22 protein-coding genes and 1 riboswitch are annotated in these 26,774 nt (G+C 44.6%); of the genes, 8 read left to right on the forward strand and 14 right to left on the reverse strand.

The window, feature by feature from the left end:
- Positions 1-125 precede the first annotated feature (125 nt).
- The 5 genes from D3H65_RS14905 to D3H65_RS14925 all read right to left on the reverse strand — a co-directional run bounded on the left by D3H65_RS14905 (position 126) and on the right by D3H65_RS14925 (position 4,820).
- A complete protein-coding gene (locus D3H65_RS14905) occupies positions 126-902 on the reverse strand; it encodes a murein L,D-transpeptidase catalytic domain family protein (protein WP_119051072.1) in 777 nt (258 codons plus the stop codon).
- 357 nt (positions 903-1,259) lie between these two features.
- Positions 1,260-1,967 (reverse strand): LytR/AlgR family response regulator transcription factor, encoded by a 708-nt coding sequence (locus D3H65_RS14910; protein ID WP_119051073.1) that lies wholly within the window; start codon positions 1,965-1,967, stop codon positions 1,260-1,262.
- Between the two features lie 43 nt (positions 1,968-2,010).
- A complete protein-coding gene (locus D3H65_RS14915; RefSeq protein ID WP_119051074.1) occupies positions 2,011-3,465 on the reverse strand; it encodes a sensor histidine kinase in 1,455 nt (484 codons plus the stop codon).
- Position 3,466: 1 nt separating this feature from the next.
- Positions 3,467-3,808 (reverse strand): DUF4907 domain-containing protein, encoded by a 342-nt coding sequence (locus tag D3H65_RS14920; protein WP_162915638.1) that lies wholly within the window; start codon positions 3,806-3,808, stop codon positions 3,467-3,469.
- Positions 3,795-4,820 carry a Kelch repeat-containing protein gene (locus D3H65_RS14925; protein ID WP_119051076.1) on the reverse strand — a complete coding sequence of 342 codons (1,026 nt, stop codon included), beginning with the start codon at positions 4,818-4,820 and terminating at the stop codon, positions 3,795-3,797. The genes D3H65_RS14920 and D3H65_RS14925 overlap by 14 nt, the downstream gene beginning before the upstream one ends.
- 540 nt (positions 4,821-5,360) lie before the next feature.
- Here D3H65_RS14925 and D3H65_RS14930 point away from each other — a divergent pair.
- The 3 genes from D3H65_RS14930 (at position 5,361) to D3H65_RS14940 (ending at position 8,987) form a co-directional block, all read left to right on the forward strand.
- Positions 5,361-6,599, forward strand: a complete 1,239-nt coding sequence (locus D3H65_RS14930; protein ID WP_162915639.1) for a DUF4270 family protein — start codon at positions 5,361-5,363, stop codon at positions 6,597-6,599.
- A gap of 109 nt (positions 6,600-6,708) precedes the next feature.
- Positions 6,709-7,953: a hypothetical protein gene (locus D3H65_RS14935; RefSeq protein ID WP_162915640.1), complete on the forward strand. Its 1,245-nt coding sequence runs from the start codon at positions 6,709-6,711 to the stop codon at positions 7,951-7,953.
- Between the two features lie 443 nt (positions 7,954-8,396).
- Entirely contained in the window at positions 8,397-8,987 is a 591-nt protein-coding gene (locus tag D3H65_RS14940) for an RNA polymerase sigma factor (RefSeq protein ID WP_119051079.1), read from the forward strand.
- A gap of 61 nt (positions 8,988-9,048) precedes the next feature.
- Here the strand turns inward: D3H65_RS14940 and D3H65_RS14945 are convergent, their stop codons facing one another.
- Positions 9,049-10,209: a PepSY-associated TM helix domain-containing protein gene (locus tag D3H65_RS14945; protein ID WP_119051080.1), complete on the reverse strand. Its 1,161-nt coding sequence runs from the start codon at positions 10,207-10,209 to the stop codon at positions 9,049-9,051.
- Between the two features lie 514 nt (positions 10,210-10,723).
- On the opposite strand from D3H65_RS14945, the gene D3H65_RS14950 reads away from it, so the two are divergent.
- Complete coding sequence (locus tag D3H65_RS14950) at positions 10,724-11,413, forward strand: hypothetical protein (protein ID WP_119051081.1); 690 nt, start codon at positions 10,724-10,726, stop codon at positions 11,411-11,413.
- Between the two features lie 105 nt (positions 11,414-11,518).
- On the opposite strand, the gene D3H65_RS14955 is transcribed toward D3H65_RS14950, so the two are convergent.
- Both D3H65_RS14955 and D3H65_RS14960 read right to left on the reverse strand, forming a co-directional pair.
- On the reverse strand, positions 11,519-13,909 hold the full coding sequence (locus D3H65_RS14955; RefSeq protein WP_119051082.1) for a ribonucleoside-diphosphate reductase subunit alpha: 2,391 nt from the start codon (positions 13,907-13,909) through the stop codon (positions 11,519-11,521).
- 85 nt (positions 13,910-13,994) lie between these two features.
- Positions 13,995-14,966 (reverse strand): ribonucleoside-diphosphate reductase small subunit, encoded by a 972-nt coding sequence (locus D3H65_RS14960; RefSeq protein ID WP_119051083.1) that lies wholly within the window; start codon positions 14,964-14,966, stop codon positions 13,995-13,997.
- A 195-nt stretch (positions 14,967-15,161) separates the two neighbouring features.
- Positions 15,162-15,390: riboswitch (cobalamin riboswitch) on the reverse strand.
- Positions 15,391-16,047: 657 nt separating this feature from the next.
- On the opposite strand from D3H65_RS14960, the gene D3H65_RS14965 reads away from it, so the two are divergent.
- The 4 genes from D3H65_RS14965 (at position 16,048) to D3H65_RS14980 (ending at position 20,141) form a co-directional block, all read left to right on the forward strand.
- Entirely contained in the window at positions 16,048-16,509 is a 462-nt protein-coding gene (locus D3H65_RS14965; protein ID WP_119051084.1) for a MauE/DoxX family redox-associated membrane protein, read from the forward strand.
- Positions 16,510-16,624: 115 nt separating this feature from the next.
- Positions 16,625-16,909: an HTH domain-containing protein gene (locus D3H65_RS14970; RefSeq protein WP_119051085.1), complete on the forward strand. Its 285-nt coding sequence runs from the start codon at positions 16,625-16,627 to the stop codon at positions 16,907-16,909.
- A gap of 177 nt (positions 16,910-17,086) precedes the next feature.
- Entirely contained in the window at positions 17,087-19,297 is a 2,211-nt protein-coding gene (locus D3H65_RS14975) for a lanthionine synthetase LanC family protein (protein WP_162915641.1), read from the forward strand.
- A 25-nt stretch (positions 19,298-19,322) separates the two neighbouring features.
- The gene (locus D3H65_RS14980) at positions 19,323-20,141 is read left to right on the forward strand and encodes a hypothetical protein (protein WP_119051087.1); all 819 of its coding nucleotides are present in this window, start codon (positions 19,323-19,325) and stop codon (positions 20,139-20,141) included.
- Positions 20,142-20,144: 3 nt separating this feature from the next.
- On the opposite strand, the gene D3H65_RS14985 is transcribed toward D3H65_RS14980, so the two are convergent.
- The 6 genes from D3H65_RS14985 to D3H65_RS15005 form a co-directional block, all read right to left on the reverse strand.
- A complete protein-coding gene (locus D3H65_RS14985) occupies positions 20,145-21,062 on the reverse strand; it encodes a metallophosphoesterase (protein WP_119051088.1) in 918 nt (305 codons plus the stop codon).
- Positions 21,063-21,066: 4 nt separating this feature from the next.
- Positions 21,067-21,606: a hypothetical protein gene (locus D3H65_RS14990; protein WP_119051089.1), complete on the reverse strand. Its 540-nt coding sequence runs from the start codon at positions 21,604-21,606 to the stop codon at positions 21,067-21,069.
- Between the two features lie 8 nt (positions 21,607-21,614).
- The gene (locus tag D3H65_RS14995; protein WP_162915642.1) at positions 21,615-22,796 is read right to left on the reverse strand and encodes a DUF4221 family protein; all 1,182 of its coding nucleotides are present in this window, start codon (positions 22,794-22,796) and stop codon (positions 21,615-21,617) included.
- 180 nt (positions 22,797-22,976) lie between these two features.
- Positions 22,977-23,312 (reverse strand): hypothetical protein, encoded by a 336-nt coding sequence (locus D3H65_RS32950; protein ID WP_162915643.1) that lies wholly within the window; start codon positions 23,310-23,312, stop codon positions 22,977-22,979.
- A 96-nt stretch (positions 23,313-23,408) separates the two neighbouring features.
- The gene (locus tag D3H65_RS15000) at positions 23,409-23,756 is read right to left on the reverse strand and encodes a hypothetical protein (protein WP_119051091.1); all 348 of its coding nucleotides are present in this window, start codon (positions 23,754-23,756) and stop codon (positions 23,409-23,411) included.
- Between the two features lie 196 nt (positions 23,757-23,952).
- Positions 23,953-26,538 carry a metallophosphoesterase gene (locus tag D3H65_RS15005; protein ID WP_119051092.1) on the reverse strand — a complete coding sequence of 862 codons (2,586 nt, stop codon included), beginning with the start codon at positions 26,536-26,538 and terminating at the stop codon, positions 23,953-23,955.
- Positions 26,539-26,774 lie beyond the last annotated feature (236 nt).

Genomic DNA, 26,774 nt, shown 5'->3' on the forward strand with positions numbered 1-26,774 from the left:
TTGTAGGTTTTTATAAACAATGTGGAGAAAGAAAGCTGCGAGCCACGAGCTTCGAGCTGCGAGCACTGAAATACAAAGCTACGGGAGCTGGAAACCAGCTAAGGGCTGCTCCGGTGTAACAAAAATTATTTACGTAATAAAGGAGACTTTGCCCGGTAGGTGGAAGTAGGGTGATAGATAAAGAGGCAGGTGCCATCTTTGATCTGGTCGATCATGGGCTGACAAACATCAACGGGTACAGCAGGACATCCTTTGCTTCGGCCAATGTATCCCTGGCTGGAGATCCATTGCTCGCTTACATAATCGGCTCCATGTATTACAATGGCGCGGCGGTAGGCAAAGTCATTGATCCCTTTTTCCATTCCCTGGAGCTTTAAAGAATATCCATTGCTACCCTGGTAAGCTTCGCCGGTTACATAAAATCCCAGGCTGCTTTTATTGGAAGAAGGTTTATTGGAAAAGAGTTTAGCCATGGTCTTTCCTGATTTCATGCCGTGGGCGACCCAGGTATTATACAGCAACTCGTAATTGTCCATGTCTATAACATATAAGCGCTTGCTGGTACTGGGTTGGCTAAAGTCGATAATAGAGATCAGGTTTCCTTTCAGCCTGCCTGCATTGGACAATTTTTCCATTCCCTTGACGGCCATGCGGAATACCATTTTGGATAAACCCAGGTCTTCGAGGTGGAGACTATCGTATATCTCCATGCTGTGCAGAAAAGAAAAAGCTGCAGATTTACTGGTATTTTTTATGTGGGGGGCAGTAGTACCACGAACCTTAAAAGCAACGGGATATACTGAAGTTGGTGCGGGTATAAAAGCGCATTGCAACAGAATTGCTAAACCTAAAAGGGGTGCACTTATCAACTGGAGGGTTCTTGCCTTGTTCGGTTTTTTCATAAATTCAACCTTTATGAAGGGATGAATGATTGATCAATGATTTCATTACCAACGCAATACTTGAAATAAAATTGTCTTTTTTATCGACAATCCGGATATTTTTGGACGATCACGAAAATAGCGGTTTTTACTATTCTGCCAACTATTTCTACGCCGGAAGAACACATTTTAACTATTTGAATGTAAAATGGGGCTAATAAGGAGGATAAGACTTCGGTAGGTGCCTGACTTTCAATGGAAAAGCTGCGAGCGGTGAGCTGCGAGCTGCGAGCAAATACAGTTGAAATGGCCCCGGTTTTAGCTACAAACAGGCGGCTCGCAGCTCGCAGCTCGTAGCTCAAGGCTCATGGCTGTATTTTACAGTTTCTCGCCAATTATATTATACAGCAGGTTTTTATAGTGTTCGCTGCAGGGAAGTTCTGTATCGCCCAGAAAAACGGTTTTACGGGATACGGTATCTACTTTCCGGAGGGACACGATATAGGACCGGTGGATGCGTATGAAATCTTCGTTGGGCAGCCTGCTCTCAAAATACTTGAGGCTTTGGAGGGTGACCACGGGCTTTTTACTGTCTGTAAGGTGGATGCGGGTATAATCTTTTAATCCTTCGAGGTATACGATGTCATTGTAGAACAATTTCTGGATCTTATGGGCTGTTTTGATAAACAGGAAGTCATCCTTGCGCTGGGGTGATTTGTTTTTGCGGTAGCCGATGTATTCCCAGGCTTTGTTGACAGCGGAGACAAAACGGTCGAAGGGAACAGGTTTCAGCAGGTAATCGATGGCATCGAGCTCATATCCTTCCACAGCAAACTCGTGGTAAGCGGTTACAAATATGACGGCTGGTTTCCTGGGCAGGATCTTCAGGAACTGGATACCAGACAGGTCAGGCATCTTGATGTCGAGGAATACGAGGTCGATCTCTTCTTTCTCAAAATGCGGCAGGGCAGCCATGGGCCCTTCACACCGGGCCACCAGTTTAAGGTAGGGGATCTTGCGGATAAAATCTTCCATAAGGTCCAAAGCCCAAGGTTCATCGTCGATGATGATGCAGTTGAGGTTCATCGTTTAGATTTTTGTTTTATACAGATCGGGTGTTTACAGCGGCTCAAATATGTGCAATCTGGTCAGGTTCGGTTTCATGGTCCAGGTTGATCTTGAGGTTTACGACATAAATACTGTTATTGTCATTGATATCAAGCAGGTACCTGCCGGGATATAATACATCCAACCGCCGCCGGGCATTGACAAGGCCTACTCCCCCACCCGCTGCTTCACCGGTTGGCAGTGGTCGCCGGATGATGGTATTGCCAACGGTAAGTCTAAGGTCGGTGCCTATAACGCCTATTTTGATGTCAATGGCGGAAGGACTTGAATAACTGATGCCATGCTTGAATGCATTTTCAATGAAGGTGATCAACAATAATGGTGCAATGAGCAGGTCATTGGTGACACCTGCTACCTCGTACTGAATGGTTATATTTTTGGAGATGCGCAATTTCTGCAGGTCAATATAATTGCGGATGTACTCCAGGTCTTTTGTTAAGGGTATTTTTTCGGTAGTACTGTCATATAATACATAACGCATGATCTGAGAGAACTTGAGAATGGAATATTCTGTTTGTTCTGACTTGAGGTGGGCCTGTGAATAAATACTATTAAGGGTATTGAACAGGAAATGGGGGTTGATCTGCAACTTCAGGAAATTCAATTCTGCATTGAGTCTTTCATTCTCCAGTGCCTTTTTCTGTTTTTCGCTGATGATAAGGGAATTGGCCAGTTTGATGAAACCACTGATGAGCAAGATGATGACGCCCGATGAGAGGGTATTCATGAGTACCATCGAAAAGCCCATCCAAAAAATACTTCTATCGTTAAAGGGGCCTGGGCCTGTTCTGAAAAAGGGCATGGCAGGTTCGGCCCGTACAACAGCTGTAGCCATGGTATCATTGGGATGGCGGGTATTGAAATATCTTTTCCAGAGGCGCATGCGGCGGCGCAAGGAATCGTTATCCAGCTCATTGGTGGCTGTTACAAATCCCACCTGTGTGGCGACAGCACCGGAGTGTATCATGGTCCCTCCTTCCATCCGCAATTCCACGGGAGGCATACCTGGTATGCCAGAGGCGGTAGTTACCATGGAGTCTTTGATAGCCATCACACCGGCTCCCGTTCTACCGGCCAGTATATAATGGCGGGCGTTTGCACGCAGGTGCTCCCGGAAAAAATATTCTGTAGTAATATTTAAGGCGCACAATACCAGCAAAGAAGCGGTAATGGATAAAAAATAGTTAGCAATCTTCCTGCGCTGGAAAAACCTGGGCAGCAGGTAATAATAGTTTACATAGAATAAGATGACAAGGAAAGTCTTTGTTACCAGCTCACGATAAAAGAATGTAATGTCCAATATCCTGATACGGTAAATAAGCAAGGGCATAGCCAGAAAAAGTCCCCACAAAAAAAGATGTGACACGATTACCAGCACACGATGACGTGCAGTTTTCACGGGTTTAAATCCCAGTATATAGGCTATGCTATCACGGGCTTTCTCTTTAGTCATCATATTATTGAGCAGGCAAGGTACCGGTATGCTGCATTTGATGGGAATTAAATACGGGTGTTTCACCCAATTTTATCTTTCCTATAACAATTCGGGCATCGGCTTCAGCGGCTTGCTTACTATCATAGGCTATCCTGCCTTTCACAGCAGGATTGATGGACTGGTGTATCAGTATTTTTTTACCCAGCAGGATATCATATCCCCAACCCTGTCCATTGGAGAAACACTGATAAGAGAGTTGGTTTTGTGCCTGGTGGTGTTTATACCAGTACCATTTGGTGCAAGTAATAGCTACCGCTATAACAACGGCAGCTATTATGATGCGGCGCGCCTTATTGGTTGTCATCGTCGTTTTGTTCATCGGCGGGATGAAACTCAAACATGTTGTAGTAATATTCGGAACCATTGCGACCGGTAAGTACGAACCCCCTGTTTTTCAATGTCATACCCAATGCACCTTCTCTCACCTTACCTTCAAAATCAGTTTTACGGGTCCATTGGTCAGCGGTGGCATCGTATTCCCAAACGGTAGATGCGTAACCACCGGTGGTACCGGTAGCGAGGTAGCCTTTATTGTTCATTACAAAGCTGACGGCATTGTAACGGGCAATGCCTGAATAATCATCATCATAGGTTTCATCTGACACGTTGGTGATCTTCCTTTTTTCGGTCCAGTCTTTGGTACCGGGATCATATACGAGCAGGTCATTCAAAGCGGTACCATTGTTATTACCACTGCACACATAAGCCTTGTTGTCTATTACAAATGCGGTAGCAGCGGATCTTCTGCGGTTCATACTTTTTACCTGCTCCCAGGTGTCGGTACCGGGTGAATAGGCATACATATCCTGCAGATCGCTGCCATCATACCCCGAACCTACATACCCTTTATCGCCGAGGGTAAAAGCTACGGCATTGTAGCGTGCTGACCCGGGGAAGGGTTTAACAGGGGCCCAGGTATTGGCTACGGGATCGAATGCATACATATCGTTAAATTCATCGTACCCATCTGTACCTGTACCTACATAGCCTTTGTTGCCCACCGCGAAGGCAATGGCGGAGTTCCTGGCAACACCGGGGAATTCTTTCATGCGGGTCCAATAATCGCGATCTAAATCGTATTCCCACAGGTCATTATAACGTTTTGTGGCAGATACGCCGGTGCCTATATAAGCCTTATCACCAATGGTAAACAATATTGCTTCACTCCTGGCATCGCTTTCAAAGTCTTTGCTTATAGACCAGTTGCCAATCAGGTCATCGTCGTTATTTGTACTCTTGGTACAGCCGGGCACCAGCAAAACAGGGGTAGATACAATTAATAAAGCAGCAGCGTAAACAGCAATTTGTTTCATCATTTTTAGTTTTTTATTATGAAGGGCCGGTTGAATGGTCTCCCCGCACACCTGGCCGGTATCATAACTTTATTTTCGATAAAAGTATTTACAGCATCTCCAAACATCTTGGTAAAATAGATAGGCCGGTAGGCTGGATCGACGAACTTCTCATTATAATCGGCGGAGGGGGGTGGAGAAAGAATACAGAATACAGAATACAGAATTCAGAATACAGAATGGGTGCGTACGAATGCCCGGGGACCTGAACTGTTGGTAAGAGCCAGTAATAGCGGAGGCCTTCGTAACAATACATTAATGACCAATGGCTCATCGCTTACCGCTTATCTGCTTCACAGACCTAAATAAGCTGTTCGTCGATTATTCGATCAAAACCATATATTATAACAAACTCACCCAGGCTTACCCTAATATATTGCGCTGATCATAATTCCAGATTAGTGTATGAATATTCCGAAACCTGCCTCTGTTGTGCTCCCAGGCCTTTGTCTACTGCTGAGTTTGTTAACAGCTTGTTATAAAGATGAAATAAAGTTTGGAGACATGGGCACTGATGGTTATACCCGGATCATTACGATCGATACGATAACACCGGTGATATCAACATACGTACTGGACTCGTTTCCTACCTCCAATAATAAGATCATGTTGGTGGGGCGCTGGGAAGATCCGGTAATGGGTGTTACCAGGGCAAGCAGCTTTTTCCAGATGGGGCTGCCTGCTGATGTACCCAATATGACGTTTCCCAATGATGCGGTGTATGATTCGCTGGCGATGACGCTCAGGCCCAATAAGCAATATTATGGGGATACATCACAGGCGCAGACCTTTTCGGTCTATGAACTGGCCTATCAACCGGATTATACGTATTCGAATTACCTGTACAATACTTCATCGACTGCAAAAATTGCAGGTGTGCTGGGAAGTGTTACGCAACGGATAAGGCCCAGCAGGAATGATTCTCTCCAGATCAGGCTACCACAAAGCAAAGGAGACGAGCTTTTCAGAAAGATCAAACTGCAGGCAGGGGAAATAAAAACGGATGATAATTTCCGGAATTACCTGCGGGGTTTTTGCCTCCAGGTAAATGACAACGACAAGGGAGCAATCTTTGGCTTTACTGCGGATAGCAGTGTAATGATGAAACTCTACTACCACACTACGATCCCTGTTTACCAGGAACATGTGATTGAATTTGCGCTTACACGGACTGAATATCAATATAACCAGGTATTGAGCGACCGTAGGAATACACCGCTGGAACGCAAATTCGCCGGGCAGCAAGAGTTCTTCCCTTCCACACAATATCCCTATGCTTTTACGCAGGCAGGTACGGGGGTGATGATGAAAATGAAATTCCCTACGCTGCGTAATATACTGGGCATTGGCAGTGTAGTGAAGCTGTTGAACGCGAAGGTGATCATTAAACCTGTAGAACAGACATTTGATAGTTATGGTTACCGCCTGCCGGATACGCTTTTCCTGGCACAGACAGATGCTACAAATACGATCGGCAGCGCGTTGCCGGATGCCGGGGGATCGGCCACGATGTACAGTGCTCCTTCAATTGATTATATATACCGGCTTAATACGAATTACACTTTTGATGTTTCATCGTATATCAATTACCTGTTGAATACGGCTGGCAGTTCGGAAGGTGGCGTATTTGTACTGGAGGAAGGTCCGGGATCGGCCAAAAAACTAAACCGGGGACTCATGGGCATCCGTACGCATCCGAAATATAAAACGCAATTGGTGTTGACGGTAATGACGGTGGAGTGAGGAAGAAGAATACAGAATACAGAATATAGAATACAGGAGACAGAAGGCAGCATGTAAAATCCGGATAGGTTGCCGCGGCCCGATCAACGATCCACGTAAAAAGATACTTATGCGTAGACATCTTACTATTTTATTATTGATCATTGGAATTCATACGAGTGCACAGGATTATAACGCGCCCTACTCTATTTATGGTGTGGGTGACCTGGAACAACGTTTTTACGATCGCAGCATCGGGATGGCTAATAGCTCGATCTCGCTGGTGAGCAGTCCGCATTACCAGTTCCTGAAGAACCCTGCCTCGCTGAGCGGGCTGGAAAGAAGTAATATTTATGTAAATATGGCGATGACGGGTAAAACGGTTACTTATGCCGGTACACCCATTGACGAGGCCAACAGCAAAACGAAGGATTTTTCTATCAAGAGTTTCTCGGTAGCCACGAAGCTCAATAATTTCTGGGCCAGCAGTGTTGGCTTTATGCCGGTAAGCTATACGGGCTACCGGTATGGGGCCACGAAAAGCATTGAGGGATCGGATGATACGTACAGCGGCGATTATGAAGGGGATGGCGGATTGTACAATGTGTATTGGAATAACGCCTTTGCCATTGGCAAGCATTTTTCGGTAGGTATACGGAGCTCTTTTATTTTTGGCTCGCTTAACCATACGGAAACATTGACGGGAGAGGTGCTCAGTTCTTCGATCGTTACCAAGACGAGGGATTATTATAACAATTTCCGTTTTGAATTGGGTTCTATCTATTCTACTAATATTACCAAGAATTGGAAAGTGGCATTAGGCGGTAAACTCACCACGAAAACAAGGCTCAACTCGGACCGTACGGTGTCGATCACTGAAGGTACTACGGTTATCAAAGACAATGAGTCGGTAAAGAGTTCAGATTTCTATTTACCGGTGGCTTATGACGCCGGCATTTCCTTTACACATAAGGACCGGCTGACGATGGCGGTGGATTACAATTACCAAAGCTGGACGGACCTGAAGCAGAAGGGGCAGGGTTATTCGCTGATCGATAGCCGGCGGTTGTCGGCGGGCGTTCAGTTTTCGAACCAGGTGGAGCGCTGGGGCCGCCGGTATGAGAAGAATTATGTACAGGCAGGTTTCTTCACCACCAATTCCTACCTGCGTATCAGGAATACGCCTATCAATGAGATCGGCGGCAGTATTGGGTATGGTGGCTACCTGAGTGGGAGCCTGTTCTATGGCTTGTCTGTAGAGGCGGGCCGGCGGGGAACGATCACCAATGGGCTGATCAAAGAGAATTATGTACAGGCTACGCTGACGCTTTCGCTACGAGAATTTTTGTTTAGTAAAGGGCATAAGTACGATTAGGCAGACCGGGCAGGTGCCCGGTCTTTATTATATCTGGAAAAAGCGTGATACCTCAATCGCTATGGGTGTCAATTGATTAAAGCCATTTTGTGTTAATGGTTCAACAACCATCCCAGTCTTGCTACAATATGTGCAGAGATTTCTTAAAATAGTAATCCACGAATTTTGGAATATCCCGCCTGAACTTCTTATTTTCATGCCGAAATCGATAGAGACCTCCCGGGCGCAGGAATCTCCTGCCCAGGTGGAGGGGTGCTAAAGAAACACTATCATAGATTGCTACGGTCCTATTGTGTATTTACTGTGGTATGTTGACGTTCCATTAAACCTTATCGCTGCTACCATTGCTGTCAGATTACCGCCAGGGGGCTGGCGTTAACCAGGATCCATCCTTAATTCAGTAGCTATTTTTAATTCGTAATTCCAAAAAAGTACAGGCTCCGATGAAGCACTTGGGACAAGACTTAGTGACCCAATTTACACAGGGAAATACCCGTGCTTTTACTACTATCTATAATATCTATTACCCCCGTCTTTTCAACTTTGCCAAGCGGATGGTGGAAAACCGCCAGGAAGCGCAGGATATCACGGCTGAAACATTTGTAAAGCTCTGGCGCCTGCACCCCAATTTTTCCTCGCATGAAAAGATCCGCGCGTTCCTGTTTGTGACGGCGCGTAATGCCTGCTATGATTACCTGAAGTACAATGCGAAGGAAAACAGTCATCAGAAAGAGCTTATATACCAGTTGATGCCGGAGACAGACAGTGTGATCATGCGGGATGAGATCAAGGCAGATGTACTGGACCATATTTACACAGAGATCGAAAAACTCCCCCAGCAGTGCAAAGCGGTGTTCACGCTCTCCTACCTGGAAGGCCGCAAGAATAATGAAATAGCTGAACTGCTTAAGATCACAGACAAAACGGTGCGCAACCAAAAGGTATTGGCAAAAAAATTACTGCGTGTTGCTTTGTTTGATCATCTGCGTGTAGTATCTATACTGGTTTGCTTTATGCCGGCGGGGTTGTTGTAGTATGCCCCATTGTATTCCCAGGTGTTATACCAAGAGTTTATAACTTTTACTTCATTCCATTTTACTTGAGCGATAAGACGCGGCTTTCCGCAGGTACAGTGGTTGGGCTGTGGGCTATCTTCTTTTTCCTCCGTCCGAGCCAGATGATAAAGCCAGTGACAGGCAGGGAGGCGGCAATGAGGCTGGCAAAGAAAGCAAGGAATTTGCCTGGCAGGCCAAGGACAGCACCGGTATGAATGTCGTAATTCATACGGAATATTTTATCGGCGGTTTTAGCCTGGTCAATCCTTCCCCATATGTGGGATACGGGTATTTCTTTGAGGGTGTATTGATCGTAAAAGCGATAATCTGTTTGCCAGTAAGTCTTCTTATCTGCATTGAGCGCTGCTTCAATCGCTCCTGAGTCGGAGGTGGGAAAATGCATTTCCAGGGTAGCTACATTGGCGGCTTCGGGTTGCAGGCGGTTCCATATAACATCTACGGGCTGTGCATACATTGCTTTTTGTGTGGTATCAGACAAGGGTTCTATATATTCGGTTGTTTTCTCCCCTCCTACGCCCCAATAAGCTGCTTTGGCAAACCATTGGAATCCCCACACCAGGCCGGTCAATGCAATGAAGATAACCACCCAGGTTATATAAAAGCCAAATACATTGTGCAAATCGTAGTTCACGCGACGCCAGCGGGCGTTCCATTTTACTTTGAATCGCTGCTTGCGGGCAGCTTTATTCTTAGGCCACCAGAGAATAATGCCTGAGATCATCATCACCACAAATATGAGGGTAGCTGTGGCCACTACGGGCTGGCCAATAGTGGGTGGCAGCCAGAGGTAAAAGTGTCCATCCAGCACCCAGGGAAAGAAACCTGACTCCATATCCAGGACCTTGATTACTTCACCACTATATGGGTTGATGTAGACCATATAATAATATTCCCCGGGCTCGGCGGCATAAAAGGAGGCTTTTACGGCATCGGTCTTACTGCCGTAGCCCACGCTATGGATATGCTTGCCGGGTAAGGCTGCTTCAGCGATCGCTTTTAGCCTGGACGGCTGGATAAAGGACTTGTTTTCGGCTTTTACGTACCGAAAAGGCTGCATCATGTCCTGGATCTCTTCCTGGAAAGCATAGAGGCATCCTGTAAGGGCGATAATAACTACAATGAGACCTGATGTGAGGCCGAGCCAGAGGTGAACTTTCCCGATGATCTTCTTAAAGGACATGGCCACAATTTAACAAGGCTGTCATTCGCAATCGGGAAATACGGTTACGGGATGAGGAAAAAGGAAGCTGCGAGCTGTGAGCGAAAGGCAGCCTCGATGGGGAAAGTGGAATATAGGAAGTAAGAAAGTTTTAGATGAAGAGGTAGGAGGTGAATGCGTACAAAATTCCCGGAATGGGAAATTGGGAGGTCTTAAATTAAGTAATTGATAATGAACGGTCTGTCAAAAAAAGCAGGAAAATCTGGCTGAGAAATAACCTGGACATGGGTGATATACGGCTGTACAACGGCTTGTATATGAAGGATCAGCGAAGGTATGTCGCTATAAGGTCGCTATAACGTCGCTACAAGGTCGCTGGAAGGTCGCTTAGAGGTCGTTAGAATGTCGCTGTGGTGGCGCTGGAACAACGCTGGAAGGGAAGTTTTTTTGATGCAAAATACAGGACATATGATAAAAAATCTTAAATTAGGTATGAAATCATTTCCTATTAATCAATTTACAAAATCCGATCCTTATGGCCAAGTTAAGTCCTTCACTTATTAAGTTCGAGGGAACCCTGATGGGGGTGACCTTCGTCAACAGTAAAAGATATGGCAAACATGCCCGTGCTGCCAGGGGTACTTACACTCCTATCTCCATTAATGAAGAATTGCAACAAAGTAAAGAACGACTGCTCAACAGCAATAAACCGGCTAAGCTGATCTTTAATGCGGTACGTGATCTGCATAAAGATGGTGGTCTATGGCCTGACCTGTTGTCTGTTTTTAGAAAACAACTGAAAGCGGACAATGGTTTTAGCTTTAAAGGATTGTTGAAGCTGGAGTGCAGCAAGACGCATAAGCTGGACACTTTGCTGCATGACCAATTTACCATTGATGCGGTGAGCACTGATAGTATGCTGGATGTAACGGTTAATTTGTTACAGCATCCCAAATGGGCAAAAAAGCCTTACCTGGATGGATACCAGTTGAGTGTTGTTGCTGTGTATCCCGATTTTAACGAAGATACTGTGAGCAAGGCCATGGCGAAAACACCCTTGATCCTTTTTAAAGATGCATTGGAGCCACTACACTTCCAATTACCCATGCCTTCACCCGATGCACCCTGGATACTGTTTATGGGGGTCAATGCCTGCCGTAAAGATGAATTCTACGATCTGCCGCAACACAAGGGGATGGCGGTGGTAAGCGTGAGTGGTCAGTGATACTCCTGGCTGATGAAACAAAAAAGCGCTCCCGGTAAAGAGAGCGCTTTTTATTATCCTTTAGTCGTCTTCGACAAGCTCAGACTGACATTTGTTTCTTAACTCTTATGCACTGCAGGTTACACAACCTTCTTCCATGGTACAAGTAGCTCCTACAGGGATCACGTCTCCATCAGCACCTTCCACTACTTTCAGGGAATGGTTATCGGTAAGTGGCTCGGTCATTTTACCGCCTTGTTTTTCCACGGTAAACTGTACGGCCTGTGAAGCTGCCTTTGTACGGAGGTAGTACATACCGGTCTTCAAACCTTGTTTCCAGGCGTAGAAGTGCATGGAGGTCAGTTTACCGGTTGTAGGTGTATCCACAAACAGGTTGAGGGATTGTGACTGGCAGATATAGGCGCCACGGTCAGCAGCCATATCGATCAGTGTACGTTGCTTGATCTCCCAAACTGTTTTATAGATGTTCTTGATATTCTCAGGGATACCATCAATTTTCTGGATAGAACCATTGTGTGTAATGATCTTGTTCTTCATGTCATCGTTCCACAGGTTCAACTCTACCAGGTCTTTCAGCAGGTGCTTGTTTACCACTACAAACTCACCACTCAGTACACGACGTACGTAAATGTTGGAAGTATAGGGTTCAAAGCACTCGTTATTACCGAGGATCTGAGAAGTAGAAGCTGTAGGCATGGGGGCCACCAGCAAAGAGTTGCGGATACCATGTTTCATTACCTCATCTTTCAGTCGGTACCAATCCCAACGCATGGTAGGTTCTGTATTCCAGAGATCAAATTGGAACTGACCTTTGGAAGCAGGAGAACCAGCAAATGTTTCGTAAGGACCTTCTGCTTTAGCCAGGTCTTTGCTGGCGGTCATGGCAGCAAAATAGATGGTCTCGAAGATCTCTTTATTCAGCTGTTTAGCTTCAGCACTTTCAAAAGGCAGGCGCATCAGGATAAAGGCATCTGCCAGGCCCTGAACACCCAATCCGATAGGACGGTGGCGCAGATTGGAGGTGCGGGCTTCCTCTACGGGATAATAGTTATTGTCGATGATCTTATTCAGGTTCTTGGTGGCCTGATAAGTTACATCGTATAAAGTCTGGTGATCGAACACGCCATTGGTGACAAAGCGGGGCAATGCGAGGGACGCCAAGTTACATACAGCTACTTCATTTTCGGAAGTGAATTCCAATATCTCGGTACACAGGTTGCTGCTCTTGATGGTACCCAGGTTTTGCTGGTTTGACTTGCGATTGGCTGAATCCTTGTACAACAAATATGGTGTACCGGTTTCAATTTGTGCATCCAGAATAGCAAACCAGAGGTCTTGTGCCTTGACGGTTCTACGGGCTCTTCCTTCCTGCTCGTATTTTGCATAGAGGGCTTCAAACTCAGCACCCCAGCACTCATGTAAACCTGGCGCTTCATGGGGGCAGAAGAGGCTCCATTCGCCATTGCTTTCTACGCGCTGCATGAACAGATCGGGAATCCACAGGGCATAGAACAAATCTCTTGCACGCATTTCTTCCTTACCGTGGTTTTTGCGCAGGTCGAGGAATTCAAATACATCAGCATGCCAGGGCTCTAAATAGATGGCGAAAGCGCCTTTGCGTTTGCCACCACCCTGGTCTACATAACGGGCAGTATCATTGAATACGCGCAGCATGGGGATAATACCGTTGCTGGTACCATTTGTTCCACCGATATAGCTGCCTGTAGCACGGATGCCGTGAATAGACAGACCGATACCACCAGCGCTCTGTGATATTTTGGCTGTTTGTTTCAGGGTATCATAAATACCATCGATGCTGTCTTCCTTCATCGTGAGGAGGAAGCAACTGCTCATTTGAGGCTTGGGGGTACCTGCATTGAACAAGGTAGGCGTAGCATGTGTGAACCAGCGTTCAGACATGAGGTGGTAGGTCTTGATAGCGCTATCAATATCTTCTTTGTGAATACCCACAGATACCCGCATGAACATGTGCTGGGGGCGCTCCACTACCTGACCTTCTACTTTGAGCAGGTATGATTTTTCGAGTGTTTTAAACCCGAAATAGTCAAAGCTGTAGTCGCGGTCGTAGATGATGGTAGAATCGAGCAGTTCAGCATGTTGCTGGATGATCTCCCACACATCATCAGCCAGCAGCGGCGCGGCTTTACCAGCTTTGCTGTCCCTGCAGTTGTACAGCAATTCCATGGTGCCGGAGAAGCTCTTTATGGTATTCTTATGCAGGTTGCTCACCGCGATACGGCTGGCCAACAATGCATAGTCGGGGTGTTTTACGGTAAGGGAGGCTGCTGTTTCAGCGGCCAGGTTATCCAGCTCGGTAGTGGTAACACCATCGTACAGGCCTTCAATTACTTTCTTTGCTACGTCGATGGAATTCACAAACCTTCTGTCCAGCCCATAGCATAGTTTTTCTATGCGGGCAGTGATCTTGTCGAACTTGACAGGTTCTTTTTTGCCGTTTCTTTTTATTACAAACATGGATAAAATCTTTTATGGTTAGTAAGTATAAGTTTAGAGCTGTTAGCTGTTAGCTTTTAGGTATTAGGTTTTAGCAATACCTCTCTTAGAAGTCTTCTTCCAAAGAAAAACTTTGTGATTCTTTGCTGCCCATCACACCGCTTTTCTGGTAATCCCCTACTCTCTTTTCGAAGAAGTTTGTTTTTCCTTCGAGGGAGATCATCTCCATGAAGTCGAATGGATTGGTATTGTTGAACATTTTGGGATACCCCAGTTCAGCCAGCCAGCGGTCGGCCACAAATTCAATGTATTGCTGCATCAGTTTGGCGTTCATGCCGATCAGGTCTACGGGAAGGGCTTCTGTAATGAATTCCTTTTCAATCTTTACGGCATCGCCGATAATGGCATACACCTCTTCCTTTGTCATTTTGTTGCTCAGCATGCTGTACAGCAGGCAGGCGAATTCGCAATGGAGGCCTTCATCGCGGCTGATCAGTTCATTGCTGAAGGTGAGGCCGGGCATCAAGCCGCGCTTTTTCATCCAGAAGATGGAGCAAAAGCTACCACTGAAGAAAATACCTTCTACGGCGGCAAAGGCTACGAGTCTTTCTGCAAAGCTGCCATTCTCGATCCAACGCAGGGCCCATTCTGCCTTCTTCTTCACAGCCGGTACTGTATCGATGGCGTGGAATAAACGGTGTTTTTCCTGTGGATCTTTAATATAGGTATCGATGAGCAAGGCGTATGTTTCGGAATGGATATTTTCCATCATGATCTGGAATCCGTAAAAACAACGGGCTTCGGGCAGTTGGACTTCGCTCATGAAGTTGACGGCCAGGTTTTCATTCACAATACCATCGCTTGCCGCAAAAAAGGCCAGGACATGTGAAATAAAATGACGTTCCCCATCGTTTAAGTTGGCCCAGTGCTGCAGGTCGCCGCTGAGGTCAATCTCTTCCGCTGTCCAAAAGCTGGCCTCATGCTTTTTGTACATCTCCCACACGCGGGGGTAGTTAATAGGCAGAATAACAAAGCGGTCTTTGTTTTCCTGCAGTAATATTTCGTTCTCGTTGCTCATGGTATATTTTTAGAACCGTTTGGTTAATGTATGCGACGACGATTCCCCTCCAATAGAATAGCATTCCATGGATGGAACCAAAAAATCACCCGTTACAAAAGGGAACAACACAATACCTGGTCACGGCACTGTCCGAAGGGGTGACTGGTCAGTGTGTGACATGTATAGCAGTGCAATAACCTTTGATGCGAAGGTGAGGCACTAATTGTACGGCAGGTATCTGACTTTTTACGTGAGCAAACAAACGGCAGACGTGGCAAGGAGGCGTTTTTTGACGCTGGTCTTTTTCACGTTTCACGTTTTTTGTTTCACGGAATTCACAGTTGCGCAACAGCCCATGATTTTCACATGGTTCCCTTTTAATCCTGTCTAACCTCCTGTTTATGAGAGTAATAGAGCAGGCACCGGTACAATACTTTGTAAAAGAGCGAATACAAACTTAACCTTCATGGCGGGGTAGGTCAAATTAACTTAATAACAGGAGGTGGATAATTTCGGCAACCGGCAATCGTGAATCGGCAATAGGCCCGTTGCTAGTGGTTTCTGCGATCTTTGTTGCAGTATTCCTGCTTTTGCCCTTCGATTTCAGGGCATGGATGATGCATTTGGAGGCTGTTTTCCGCAAAATTCGTATGCGAAAACACTTAACCCAATGTTAACAATTGGCTTAGTGGTCAAATATGGAAATTTTGATCCCGATATCTAAAACAAGATGGTGAATAATAGAGGAAATTTATAGTACGGACCTGGAAACCAGAAGGTCCACATGATCATGAGAAAAACTACGCAATTTCAATAACCCGGGCCTTTTCCTTTTCAAAAACGGGAATGCTACGATAGCTGATGTTCGCCGGTCCGGGTTATCTGAAATTGTTGTAGGGCTGAAAAGCCACTGGTTGAGGTATTTGTCAATATATATACTGACCCTCTCTTTTTAACCCTTATAACCACTGCTACAGGCTCACTGATTAGCATCCTGGTACCCTTGGCTCACTTGCATTAACTATTGGAACATGCTTAACAGGCGGGTGATCCCTGCTGTGCCCATGTAAGACCCTAACATTAAGAAATTGTTACAGTGATGAAGAAAACCTTTATAGTGGGGATCGTATCCCTGCTCCTTATCCTACTGATGGTCTATGCTGCACTGGCCAAACTGAATGATTACGACAACTTTCGATTCGGCCTTGGTGAATCACCCATCATAGCTCCTTTTGCCGGTATATTGGAATGGGCCGTGCCGGCTACGGAGCTTCTAATTGCCGTGATGCTGTCTTTGCCTTTTTTGCGCCTGGCGGGGTTCTATGCCTCCTTTGTGTTGATGTTGTTGTTTACGTTGTACATTATTGTGATGTTGTCTTTTTATGATGACATCCCCTGCTCCTGCGGGGGAGTATTGGAAGAAATGTCGTGGGGCGTGCACATTGCTTTCAACCTTGTCTTTGTATTGCTTAGTGCCTGGGGCATCATGCTGGAAAAAAAACGCCGACGACGGCCACCGATCCTGCACTCCTCTGCAGCGTCGCCCCCTGTATTAAATTGATCATCTTACTCTCCCCTGGTATTTTAAGTGTGAAGGCTGTACTGTTCATCAGCCATCCTTGTTATTATCGACTGTTCATTATCCACAAAACCGTTCACCATTAAACCATTGTGTCATGCGTAAGAACATCCTGGAACGTCTGGAACGCATAGACCGCCTTATCCGAATCAAGGGAACCGGTACCCCGGCTGAATTGGCGGCCAGATTAAAAATGTCTGAAAGAAATATTTATCAGTACCTCAACCTCATGCGGGATCTTGGCGCACCTATCAAATTTGATCCTTACCGGGAAACTTATTATTACAGTGAAGAGGGGCAATTTATTATTTGTTTTCAGCCGGACATCAAGAAAGAGGAAGTAAAAGACGATACTACACCAGTCATCAAAAAATCAGCTTAGCCCTTTCTGAATTATAATACTGTACTGCAAAATGGGTGCAGTGAGCAGCTGTAAATTAGAAATGTGAATACAGCGACCGGTAGTCGGAATACAGTATGTATAATACATGCTGTATTCTGCTGCTGCTGGTATTGGCAGTGGGTCATCATGCTATTGCTCATCAAGAATCTTGAAACCATGAAATCAGAAATTTTGCAACCAAAGGTCGAGGAAGAAGTAATCTTCTCTCAGGCTTCTGAGGTTCCTCCTGCAGAAGAAGGTCCCGAACAAGAGGCGCAGCCCAAGGGAAAAGTAGAAAAAAAAGCCGGCAAGCGGGTGGGCTATAACTATATCATTGTAAAAAGTTATAAGGAAAGCCAGAAAAATGATGTGGTGAAATGCCTGTATATTAAAAGCCTCACGAATTGGGGTTTTTGTGTGATCAAGGAAGGTAGTTATGGAGATACAAAGGATAAAGAGGGCCGTGATATTATTGACCGGCTGAAATGGCAAAAACAATTGCACGAACAGCTACAGGCTAAAGTACGTATACCACGTTTGCTGGGTCATTTTGAAGAGCGTGGCAATTATTACCTGGTGATCGAGCATATCAAGGGAAAGGCTTTACAGAAGGTTTGTTCGGAAAACAGAACGGTAATACGGGAATCGGTCATTACGGGTAATAAGTTGGGAAAGCAACTTTTGGACTACTTAATACAAATTACTGATATTCTCACGGTGCTGCATGGGCAGCAAATTGTGCACCGGGATGCTACGCCTAACAACTATATGGTAACTCCTGGTGGAAAGGTGGCATTGATCGATATGGAAATGTGTTATGCGCTGGATACGCAGTTTCCTACGCCCCCTTTTCCGCTGGGTACGCATGGGTATATGTCGACCCAGCAGGAAGCGATCCAAACGCCTACTAAGGCTGAAGATATTTTTGCTTTGGGGGCTATTATTTTACAAATGTGGACGGGGGTGGCGCCGGGCAAGCTATCCCGGGAGCCCATGGAGGTATTGCGGAAAAAAGTGGCCTTCTTTATTCCCGACAAGGCGATAGCAGCGGTAGTGCTTCGCTGTCTTGCTCCGGAGGATGTTGCCCGACCTGCAGCTGCGGAAGTTAAAGAAGTAATACTGCAGTATAAAAAAGACCTGAAGAAGAAAGTATCCAGACCCGTGAACCAACCCGGGCTATTTAGCAAGGAGGATATATTGGCTACGCTGCAAGCTACGATCCATACGTTGGCTTCTCCCCTATTGGCGGATGAAGAAAAAGGATGGTTCTCGGATGATATGACACCACCCACCGGTGATGACAAGCATAAGCTGCGCAAACAGTGGTATGCCAGCTACAACCGGGGTGTTACAGGGGTTGTGTACCTGCTGGCGCAGGCTAAAAAAGCAGGGCTTGATGTAGATGTTACGCTTCCTTTTGTTGACAAGGCGCTCGAACTGGTAAGGATCAAATACATTAAACGGCTCAGGAAGGCATCCGGGGGTCTGCATTACGCGTCGGATGGTATTGCAGCGGTGTTGACTTCCGCTGTAAAACATGGGCTAATAGAAACCTCAGAGGAGCACCTGGAATGGATCGACAAATTGCTGGAGAAGAAAAATGATACTACCAATATGATTGGTGGTGTGGCCGGTCAGGGTCTGGCCAATATGGTGTGCAAAGCGTTTATTAGTCCTGCTACGTTACGGGAGCGCCTGGAACGCTATGCGCAGTTCTTATCGGATAAACAGGAGGAAGATGGCTCGTGGACGAATGGGTTTATCAAAAAGAAGTATAGCAAGAATCATAAGAAAAAAGTGAGTCCGGGTTTTGCTTTTGGTATGGCCGGCACCCTTTACTTTCTATTGGAGTTGGGAAAATGTTATCCTGACAATACTGTTGTACAGGAAATGACGGAGCAGGGGCTTCGGTGGCTGATGAAAAAGGCCGCCCGGAAGAAGGATACTTATCAATGGCGTTCTTCCCGGGATAAAGAGTTGAATTATGGCTGGTCTGATGGCAGTAGTGGAATAGCCCTGACCTTTATTAAAGCCTATGAGTATACAGGAAGGCAAGAATATAAAGAATATGCACTCGGTGCTTTACGCAGTATTCCTGTGGCTATTACCGACACGAATATCAGCCAATGGCAGGGGCTAAGCGGCCTTGGTGAAGTGTACCTGGAAGCCTACCGGGTGTTGAGGGACCAGGAATGGCTGGACCGGGCAGGTTGGATAGCGCAGGTGATCATGCAGCTGAAAAAGGAACATCCCAAACATGGCAATTATTGGCTGGTGGAACATGAGCGGCAGCCGGTAGCCAATTTTATGTTGGGCAATAGCGGTGTGATGCATTTCCTGCTCAGGTTTTGCCATCCGGACGAGATAGGTTTTCCGCTATCGGTGTAAATAATCATTCTACAAAACTTATTGTATGAACTATGCAAAGGTGATAGGCTCGGCCTTGCAACTGTTTCCCAAAAAGATCAAGGTTACGTTGATTGATGCTGTTACGGGAAAAAGCCTGGGTAAACATACCATTCCGGCGGCGCAATTGCCAGGGGCGTTCAACAGACCTACTATACTAAACATTGATAATTCTAACTGGCGTGTGTTGAAGGCGGATCCTATTTTGGCGGATGATTTCCTGTTTAGCAAGCGGCTTATGCTGGAGGTACGGCGTGCAGATAGTGCTGACGCGCTCGAATTAAAGTTTAACCTACCCTCGATTTGTAAGGAATTGCCGGTAACTGGTGCAGACAGTTTGTTCCAGGCCTTTACCCTGGAGCTTGATCAGGACGATTGGCGACAGGTAGAATTCTTACCACTCAGCCGATCCGGAGAGATAGAAGAAGCCATTAAATTGATTGAGGCCATTCTTACCGGACAACCCAATCCCTTGCTGGGTTATGAACAACAATACAGCAGGCATGATGCTGGCCAACCAGGGTTGTCCATTCCTTGGGATGCATTTTGTGGGCTGGTGCCCAATCCTGTGTTGGGGAATGTAGCGCTGGCTAATAATGAACTTGTGCAGGATGGTTTTGCAATCCGGTCTGAGGGTTATACTTATTATGGCATTGTAAGGGAAGGGCTGATCCAAACGCTTTGTCTTACGCAGTTTGATAGCGCGGATGATGAGTTTATGCAGGTGATTAGTACATTTCAGCTCACCATGGTGGATTGGTGTGGGGCGAGGAGGATGAGTGCGGAGGTGGGGGAAAAGCCGAAGAGTGAATTTATAGAAATATGACCTCTACCCTTTTTTTATTTTTTCCCTTCTCCCTTCTTTCGTGATCCTATAAATGCGTTTACGCATCATGAATAATCCTTCTGCATTTATACTTTCGGGATTGATATTCACACTTATAACTTTATTGTCAAAGTAAGCAGTTGCCTCTGGTTGCAGGGTGTGGCCGGTAATAATGGTATGCACGCCGAATTTGGCAAGGGTGGCATCTACCTGTTCGCTGGTTGCAGTGCCATCATAATACCCCTGGTAGTAAAAAGGGCTATCCGCTGCGGTAAACAGCAGGGTGTGGGCGGTATCTGTAAATGAACTGCCCGTATTCGTATAATTAGCCCGGGCCAGGTCGTTAATTTCTGCCAGGGATTGAGGAAGGCTATTGACTGCAGGTGGAATACCACCATGCACAAATAGCAAGGGTCCGATTTTCTCGATCACATTTTTAGTTTGAAGCCAATGCCACAATTCTGTATTGCCATTGTACAATGCGGTGATGGGTTTTCTGCTGTTAGCTTTTTGTTCGGCATACCGGGGATGGGTGGAACGCCATTCACTGGTAAGGATCTTGTGGTTGCCCAGGATAAAATGTACATAGCCGCCTTCCTTACGGGCTTGCTCTTCGAGAGAGTAAATAAACCAAAGGCACTCCGCTGCCTGGGCATCACTATCAAGAAAGCAATCACCCAGGATCACCAGGTGCCCCTCACCAAAAGTCCACTGGAGGTATTTATCAATAATCCTTCTTTTCAGCAATTGCTTGCAAAAAGGCTGGAAATGTCCTTCTATATCTGCTATTACAAATAGACGTTTAGGCATAGCGTATGTTACTGGTTCGTTTTTCAGCGCCTGTTTTAGTCGCAGTGAGTAATACCGGTCTGGTTTGCCCGGGTAATCTACCTGTAAGTCTATTTTGAATCTTGGCATCATAGCATTACTGTTCTTCTTGTTTGAGCCGGTATCCTGAAAAGAATTCCCGCAGGTCTTCTTTTACCGTGATCGGGATAGCTGTTATCTTTTTATAAGCCTTTTTATTGTAGGTATAATAAATAAGGGGGTTATCATCGTACAGGTTGTTTTTGGAGGCCAGCGCGGTACTATCCAGGAACAACCGGTGGGGTATTGTGGGGAGCTGCCCTTTCCTATCTTTAAAATAACTGTTGATGGTCTTGAGGCCTCCGTTGGCTGAGATAATAATATAGTGCCTCTCCAGCAGGTTGTTTTGGTGCTTCATGATGCTATCAATTGTCTTATTGCGACAGGCCGGGCAACTGGCATGCATGGGGAGCAATAAAAAAGTGAGGGAATCGGCCAATTTATCTTCGGGAATGCCAAAGTTGGTAGTAGCCAGCAGGCCATTAAAGACAGAATCCTGCAATCCGGGTGAGGTTATCAGGTCTATCTTTTCCAGTTTCTTGCCTTTACCACAGGCTATGATAGCAATAACAAATAAAAATATAGATAGTGTTTTCATAATGGCTGTCACTTTGGGGGTAGTGGCTTGTTGAGGGTAAGCTGGCCTGCGTGGTGTTGCTTGTCGGAATATTCCAAGCGGGCAAAATGGATGGCCTGCTCATCTTCAGATTTTGTTCGGATATAGATACCACCATCGGGTGTGAAGAAAATGGACTTAAATGCTGCCAACTCATCGCTCAATGCTGATTCGCCGATGACCTTAAAGTCTTCATTTAAAATAATAAGGCTTCTTTCTCTTTCTTTCTTTTTTGCGAGGTAATTGGCCTTCGTTATTTTTTGTTTGGCGAAGCGCAGGTATCTCTTTTGGTAAGGATCATAATAAATAGTGCCGTACGCGTCTCTCAAATAATATTCCCTCCGACTTTCTCCGCTGTCAATGGCGTTTTGGGAAACTGGTAAAATAGGCCCCGATTGAAACTTGCTTTTGGCGTAATAGGCGTTGTTTAAATCGGCCAGGTTGGTTTCATAGATATTCGTATCGGCGGGAAAGCTAAATACAAAATTGCCACGGTCGTTGATACAATAGCTGTATTCAAGGAATGAATAGCCATATAGATCTTTCCAGTAAAGGGCTGGTAATTGATAGTAGAGTTTTTTAGTGTTGTTTGAAAGGTCGAAGCCACATACCACATTCCACCGCCGCTGAGCCTTTATGGAGGATTCCATGTTGATTGGTTGCACGCCTGTATACAGTACATTGTTCCTGAGAACGGCCGGTGTTTCATTATTGATGATAGCTTTGGCATTTTGGGCCTCAAACAGGTCAATGGTATCCTTAATGGAATTGGCGGTATCCTGTAAAAAGAGCTGTTTATCGTTGACGACAAAGATGCTGTCGAAGTTTACCACATAGGTGTACCCTTTCGCAAATCTTCTCTTCAGATGGATCTTGTCGACCAGTTGCTGGGTGGTAAAATCGTAGACCACCAAATTCCTCGCTCTCTTGTCAAAAAGGCCGATATAAGGTTTTCCTTTATGGGTAAAATAGTTAAAGGTCCTGATCTCATTATAGGAGCTGGTGTCTAAGGCAAAATGGAGGCTATCGCCCTGCGGCTCTAGTTCAATATTGTCATACGAAGGTTCGATAAACTTGTAGGTGCTGGCCATCGGTTCGGGTGATGGCTGGCAGCCCCAGATGGCCAGGCAGCTCGCAATAATAAATCCTGTATAAAGTGCGTAACGATTCATTTTCATGGTTTTAGGATGTTGACTCAATTGCTTGACAGCTATTAATAGGGCTGATTTAAGCAGTAGATAAAATTAATGAGCCTGGGTGCAGCATTCGTTCAGTGAAATGTTACTTTTTGGGGTTGGATGATAGTTTTTTACATAAGAAGGAGATGGTACTCGTGTCACCAAATAAATTTATTATTCTTCGCTTGTTGTATCACCCTCGTGGCCGGTAGCTGAAGTGGAAAGAGAAGTATTTCCAATTGTAACATTACCTGCAACATTTGATCCATTAGCATTGGTGAGCGTATTCTTAGTACAACGACATGAATAGTTTAGTGTATTGTCGGGTACACAGGATGGAATATTTTGATTTATATCATTTCCAAGTCCACTTTTACTGCGTAGAGTACAATCATCTATAGAATTGTCGTCCTGTATGTTGTTTATTTTTTCAGGTAAAACAGCAGCGGTCACTGATGAAGCAATCAGTAACACCAACGATAACACAGTTGGTAGATGTTTTCTTTTCATAAATACAGTTTTGAAAGTAGTATAGAAATAACTTCCCCTACTTAATGCAAAGGAAGTTATTTCTTAAGGTGTTTGTTCTCAAACCGCCTTACTTAACTATTGATGTACACTTGTTGTATCGCCCTCATGCCCGGTAGCTGAGGTAGACTGAGAAGTATTTCCCACTGTAACATTACCTGCATTATTTGATCCATTGCCATTGGTGAGAGTTGCAGCAAGTGAAAGATGGCATGACCAGTTTTGCGTATTATCCGCTACACAGGATACTATATTTTGATTTACATCATTACCCAATCCGCTTTGAGAACGAAGTGTCGCATTATCTGCAGAATTGTCCTGTTTTAGGTCGTTTGATCTTCCTGGCAACACAGCAGCAGTTACTGCAGATGCTGCCATCAAAACCATACCTAAAACTGTGAATTTTCTTACTGATACTTTTTTCATAAATAATAATTTATACTGTTAATAATCGATTTGGTAATCAACTGGCCATTGAATTACTATACGAAATTATTATCAGCTGCTGCATTATTAGTGCAGTGGAAAATTACTTTTACTGGAATTAACTACTTTAGTTAAAAGGTGGTAGGCTCGGTTTAGAAATTTCTGCCATACGCAAGCCTAACATCTATCTGGGAAACTAATCAGCAACTACATTAGATAAACTTTTTCCGTTTTCGGAAAATAATAATATCCTTGCGCCTTTGTCATTTACACGATAATAGTTACCACCGTCAATAAATAAGGCCTCACTTTTGCTTTCGGAATGATGCGTATCGGTATTGATGACTTTACCGCCATAATGTACACTGATCGTATCGGCAACGATAGTGTGGCCTGTGACAATATGATTGACATTAAATTTCAGAAGAGTGCTGTCTATAGTTGCTTCCATTCCCTCTTTGCCATCATAATAACTGCGATACCAGAAAGGGCTGGTTTTTGGGTTCATAATGCTATTTATTTCTTGATTATTGTACTCGTATTTAGGCTTGTTTATAGCATAGTAAAGTCTAGCCAGTTTATTAATTTCGGCAACTCCCAATGAGAGGTGATTTATTTTTTGGGAAATGCCTCCATGTACAAATAAAATATTCCCAATTTTTTCAACTACATTTTTTGTACGCAGCCATTTACCCAGCTCACTATCTTCATTATATAATTGAATCAACCTCTTACCAATCAACATAGCGTTGGTTTCATATTTGGCTTTTACATAATCATGTTGCCCTTGAAGGTTCATTATCTCATGATTACCAAGTATAAAGTGTACATAACCACCAACAGCTCTTGCTTTTTCTTCCAGTGAATAGATCAACCACAGGCATTCTGTTACCTGCAGCCCCCTGTCAAACATATCGCCTGCAAATACTAGGTGACCATTGCCAAATATCCAATTGTAGTTGCTATCGATCACCTTATTGCATTGCAGCAACTTTCTGAACTGATCAAAATTTCCTTCTACGTCCGACAATACAAATAATTTTTCTGGTTTGGGATATTCGGCTGCTTCCGTTTCAAGAAATGGTTTTATTACAACTGTAAATGTATTAGGTCCATCAGTCTGTACTTGCAATTGAGCCGGATTAGATTTTGTAAAATATTGTTTTGAAAATTCGGCTGCATTTATAGAATAAGCTACTGCATTTTCCCCTTCATAAAAAATATAGGGGCCATCTTTTAAAATTGCTAATTGTTTTTGCAGAAACGCAATCATAGCCTTTCCGCTATCATTTCGGGGGTCGATTTTTCGCTTTTCAGATTTGACAAATAACCCGTTTTGATCTATCACTTCCAGTGCAGGATAACTCTCTACCAGCAGCTTTTTAATCACTTCATGCCTGCTTCCTTCTCCTTCAGTATACAACTGCAATCCGGTGCCGCTTGTATATTTCCCTTGTGCTATACTTTTTTTCCATTGCTCTTTCCTTTTATCAATGGATATGCTAAGAAAAATAATATTTGTATCTTTCGAAAAATATTCTTCCACTCTACGCATGGCAGGCGCCATCTGCACACAACCACTACAGCCAGTAAACCAAAAATCCAAAACTACCACTTTACCTTTTGTTTGATTGCTATTGAACATTTTCCCGGAGGAATCTGTCAACCTGAATGCAGGGGCATTGATAAGATTCCATTTTCCCCTTTGTTCCAATTCAACTTCTCTAACACACTTCTTAAAGTCAGGGTATCCAGGCTGAGCATAATAATCCGCAAGAATAGCTTCTATTTTAGGAGTAAAACCTAATGCTTTAAGCGCACCTCCATTATCATAAAAGGTATAAGCTAAGAGGCTTTCTCTTACAATACCCTTATATTTCTCCTTTATCATGTTATATATCGAAACAAACGCATCGGCAGGATCACGGCCCAATACGGCTGTATCTGATTCATTCGTATTAAAAAAAATCCCGCGCCTTCTATAATTTTCATCATGCAACATTTCCCAGGGGTAATCAGAAGGGAAAATGTAATTACGCTCGAATCGAAGCCACTTAGATGAGGGATTGTCCATAGTAGAATCATAAATTCTACAAAGGTCTTCATTAGATAGTCCATACTGGTTAACTCGTCCAATTATCGCAGATCTTCTGATAGAATGAAATTTATGCATTCTAATCTTTTCAATATGCCTAAGTACGCGATCTTTTAAATCTAAATAGGCAATCTCTGAAATATTTTTCCTTTCGTTGTTCAACAATATTAACCAAGCCTTAGTCTTTCTGTTCAAATAATCATTCCAAGCAAGGTAATCATCTAATGATGAAGCAGGTGCCCTATCCCCATCTGAAAGGCCTTCCGGTGATCTTTTAATGGTATCTAAAAACGCTTCGACCATTTTACTAAGCCTAAATTTCTCCGAACCTTTGCCGGAAAAACTTATATTATTATCACAGTGAGTAATGTATATTGCATCACCCGGTTCGGCGAGATAAGCCATATTACGGGAGAAGAATCCATTCATTAAGGCTACAGGCACTTTTGTATTCACTTCCCATCTGACATATCCATTTTTTAAAGGCTGTTTAATCTCCTTAACTATCCAAGGGGCAAAACGATCATAACGAAATGGATTGACATTTAGCGTTAAAAGGTCTGCCCGAGTTTGAATAGGGCCTTCAATTATCACAATCTTGTTTTCGCTTATTGCCTTGCTTTGCGACCAGCATAATTGAGTGCATAATAGCCAACCCGTCAGGCAAAATAGGTCCTTCGTTTTCATTAGTTTTAATGTTTACTTTCTTGCATAATTTATTAGGGTATTACCTGCTTGAAATTTTCCATTAACATAGCGACGATAGCTTCTCACGTTCCTTGAAAAAGCCTGTTATAAGATCACGCCTCCTGTATCCCAGATGTCGCAAAAGCATAAACAGACAATTCTCTTGCTTATCCCAAGGCGTTACTGAATCTCGGTTTTGACATCATCTAACCCTTTCGACACCTCATCGGAGGTTC

This window comes from Paraflavitalea soli (assembly GCF_003555545.1).
In the GTDB taxonomy this organism is placed as follows: Bacteria; Bacteroidota; Bacteroidia; order Chitinophagales; family Chitinophagaceae; genus Paraflavitalea; species Paraflavitalea soli.

Bases quoted from the DNA above. Each gene is read 5' to 3' on its own strand.
- D3H65_RS14905 (WP_119051072.1), bottom strand. From the start codon at position 902: ATGAAAAAACCGAACAAGGCAAGAACCCTCCAGTTGATAAGTGCACCC.
- D3H65_RS14910 (WP_119051073.1), bottom strand. From the start codon at position 1,967: ATGAACCTCAACTGCATCATCATCGACGATGAACCTTGGGCTTTGGAC.
- D3H65_RS14915 (WP_119051074.1), bottom strand. From the start codon at position 3,465: ATGATGACTAAAGAGAAAGCCCGTGATAGCATAGCCTATATACTGGGA.
- D3H65_RS14920 (WP_162915638.1), bottom strand. From the start codon at position 3,808: ATGACAACCAATAAGGCGCGCCGCATCATAATAGCTGCCGTTGTTATA.
- D3H65_RS14925 (WP_119051076.1), bottom strand. From the start codon at position 4,820: ATGATGAAACAAATTGCTGTTTACGCTGCTGCTTTATTAATTGTATCT.
- D3H65_RS14930 (WP_162915639.1), top strand. From the start codon at position 5,361: ATGGGCACTGATGGTTATACCCGGATCATTACGATCGATACGATAACA.
- D3H65_RS14935 (WP_162915640.1), top strand. From the start codon at position 6,709: ATGCGTAGACATCTTACTATTTTATTATTGATCATTGGAATTCATACG.
- D3H65_RS14940 (WP_119051079.1), top strand. From the start codon at position 8,397: ATGAAGCACTTGGGACAAGACTTAGTGACCCAATTTACACAGGGAAAT.
- D3H65_RS14945 (WP_119051080.1), bottom strand. From the start codon at position 10,209: ATGTCCTTTAAGAAGATCATCGGGAAAGTTCACCTCTGGCTCGGCCTC.
- D3H65_RS14950 (WP_119051081.1), top strand. From the start codon at position 10,724: ATGGCCAAGTTAAGTCCTTCACTTATTAAGTTCGAGGGAACCCTGATG.
- D3H65_RS14955 (WP_119051082.1), bottom strand. From the start codon at position 13,909: ATGTTTGTAATAAAAAGAAACGGCAAAAAAGAACCTGTCAAGTTCGAC.
- D3H65_RS14960 (WP_119051083.1), bottom strand. From the start codon at position 14,966: ATGAGCAACGAGAACGAAATATTACTGCAGGAAAACAAAGACCGCTTT.
- D3H65_RS14965 (WP_119051084.1), top strand. From the start codon at position 16,048: ATGAAGAAAACCTTTATAGTGGGGATCGTATCCCTGCTCCTTATCCTA.
- D3H65_RS14970 (WP_119051085.1), top strand. From the start codon at position 16,625: ATGCGTAAGAACATCCTGGAACGTCTGGAACGCATAGACCGCCTTATC.
- D3H65_RS14975 (WP_162915641.1), top strand. From the start codon at position 17,087: ATGAAATCAGAAATTTTGCAACCAAAGGTCGAGGAAGAAGTAATCTTC.
- D3H65_RS14980 (WP_119051087.1), top strand. From the start codon at position 19,323: ATGAACTATGCAAAGGTGATAGGCTCGGCCTTGCAACTGTTTCCCAAA.
- D3H65_RS14985 (WP_119051088.1), bottom strand. From the start codon at position 21,062: ATGATGCCAAGATTCAAAATAGACTTACAGGTAGATTACCCGGGCAAA.
- D3H65_RS14990 (WP_119051089.1), bottom strand. From the start codon at position 21,606: ATGAAAACACTATCTATATTTTTATTTGTTATTGCTATCATAGCCTGT.
- D3H65_RS14995 (WP_162915642.1), bottom strand. From the start codon at position 22,796: ATGAATCGTTACGCACTTTATACAGGATTTATTATTGCGAGCTGCCTG.
- D3H65_RS32950 (WP_162915643.1), bottom strand. From the start codon at position 23,312: ATGAAAAGAAAACATCTACCAACTGTGTTATCGTTGGTGTTACTGATT.
- D3H65_RS15000 (WP_119051091.1), bottom strand. From the start codon at position 23,756: ATGAAAAAAGTATCAGTAAGAAAATTCACAGTTTTAGGTATGGTTTTG.
- D3H65_RS15005 (WP_119051092.1), bottom strand. From the start codon at position 26,538: ATGAAAACGAAGGACCTATTTTGCCTGACGGGTTGGCTATTATGCACT.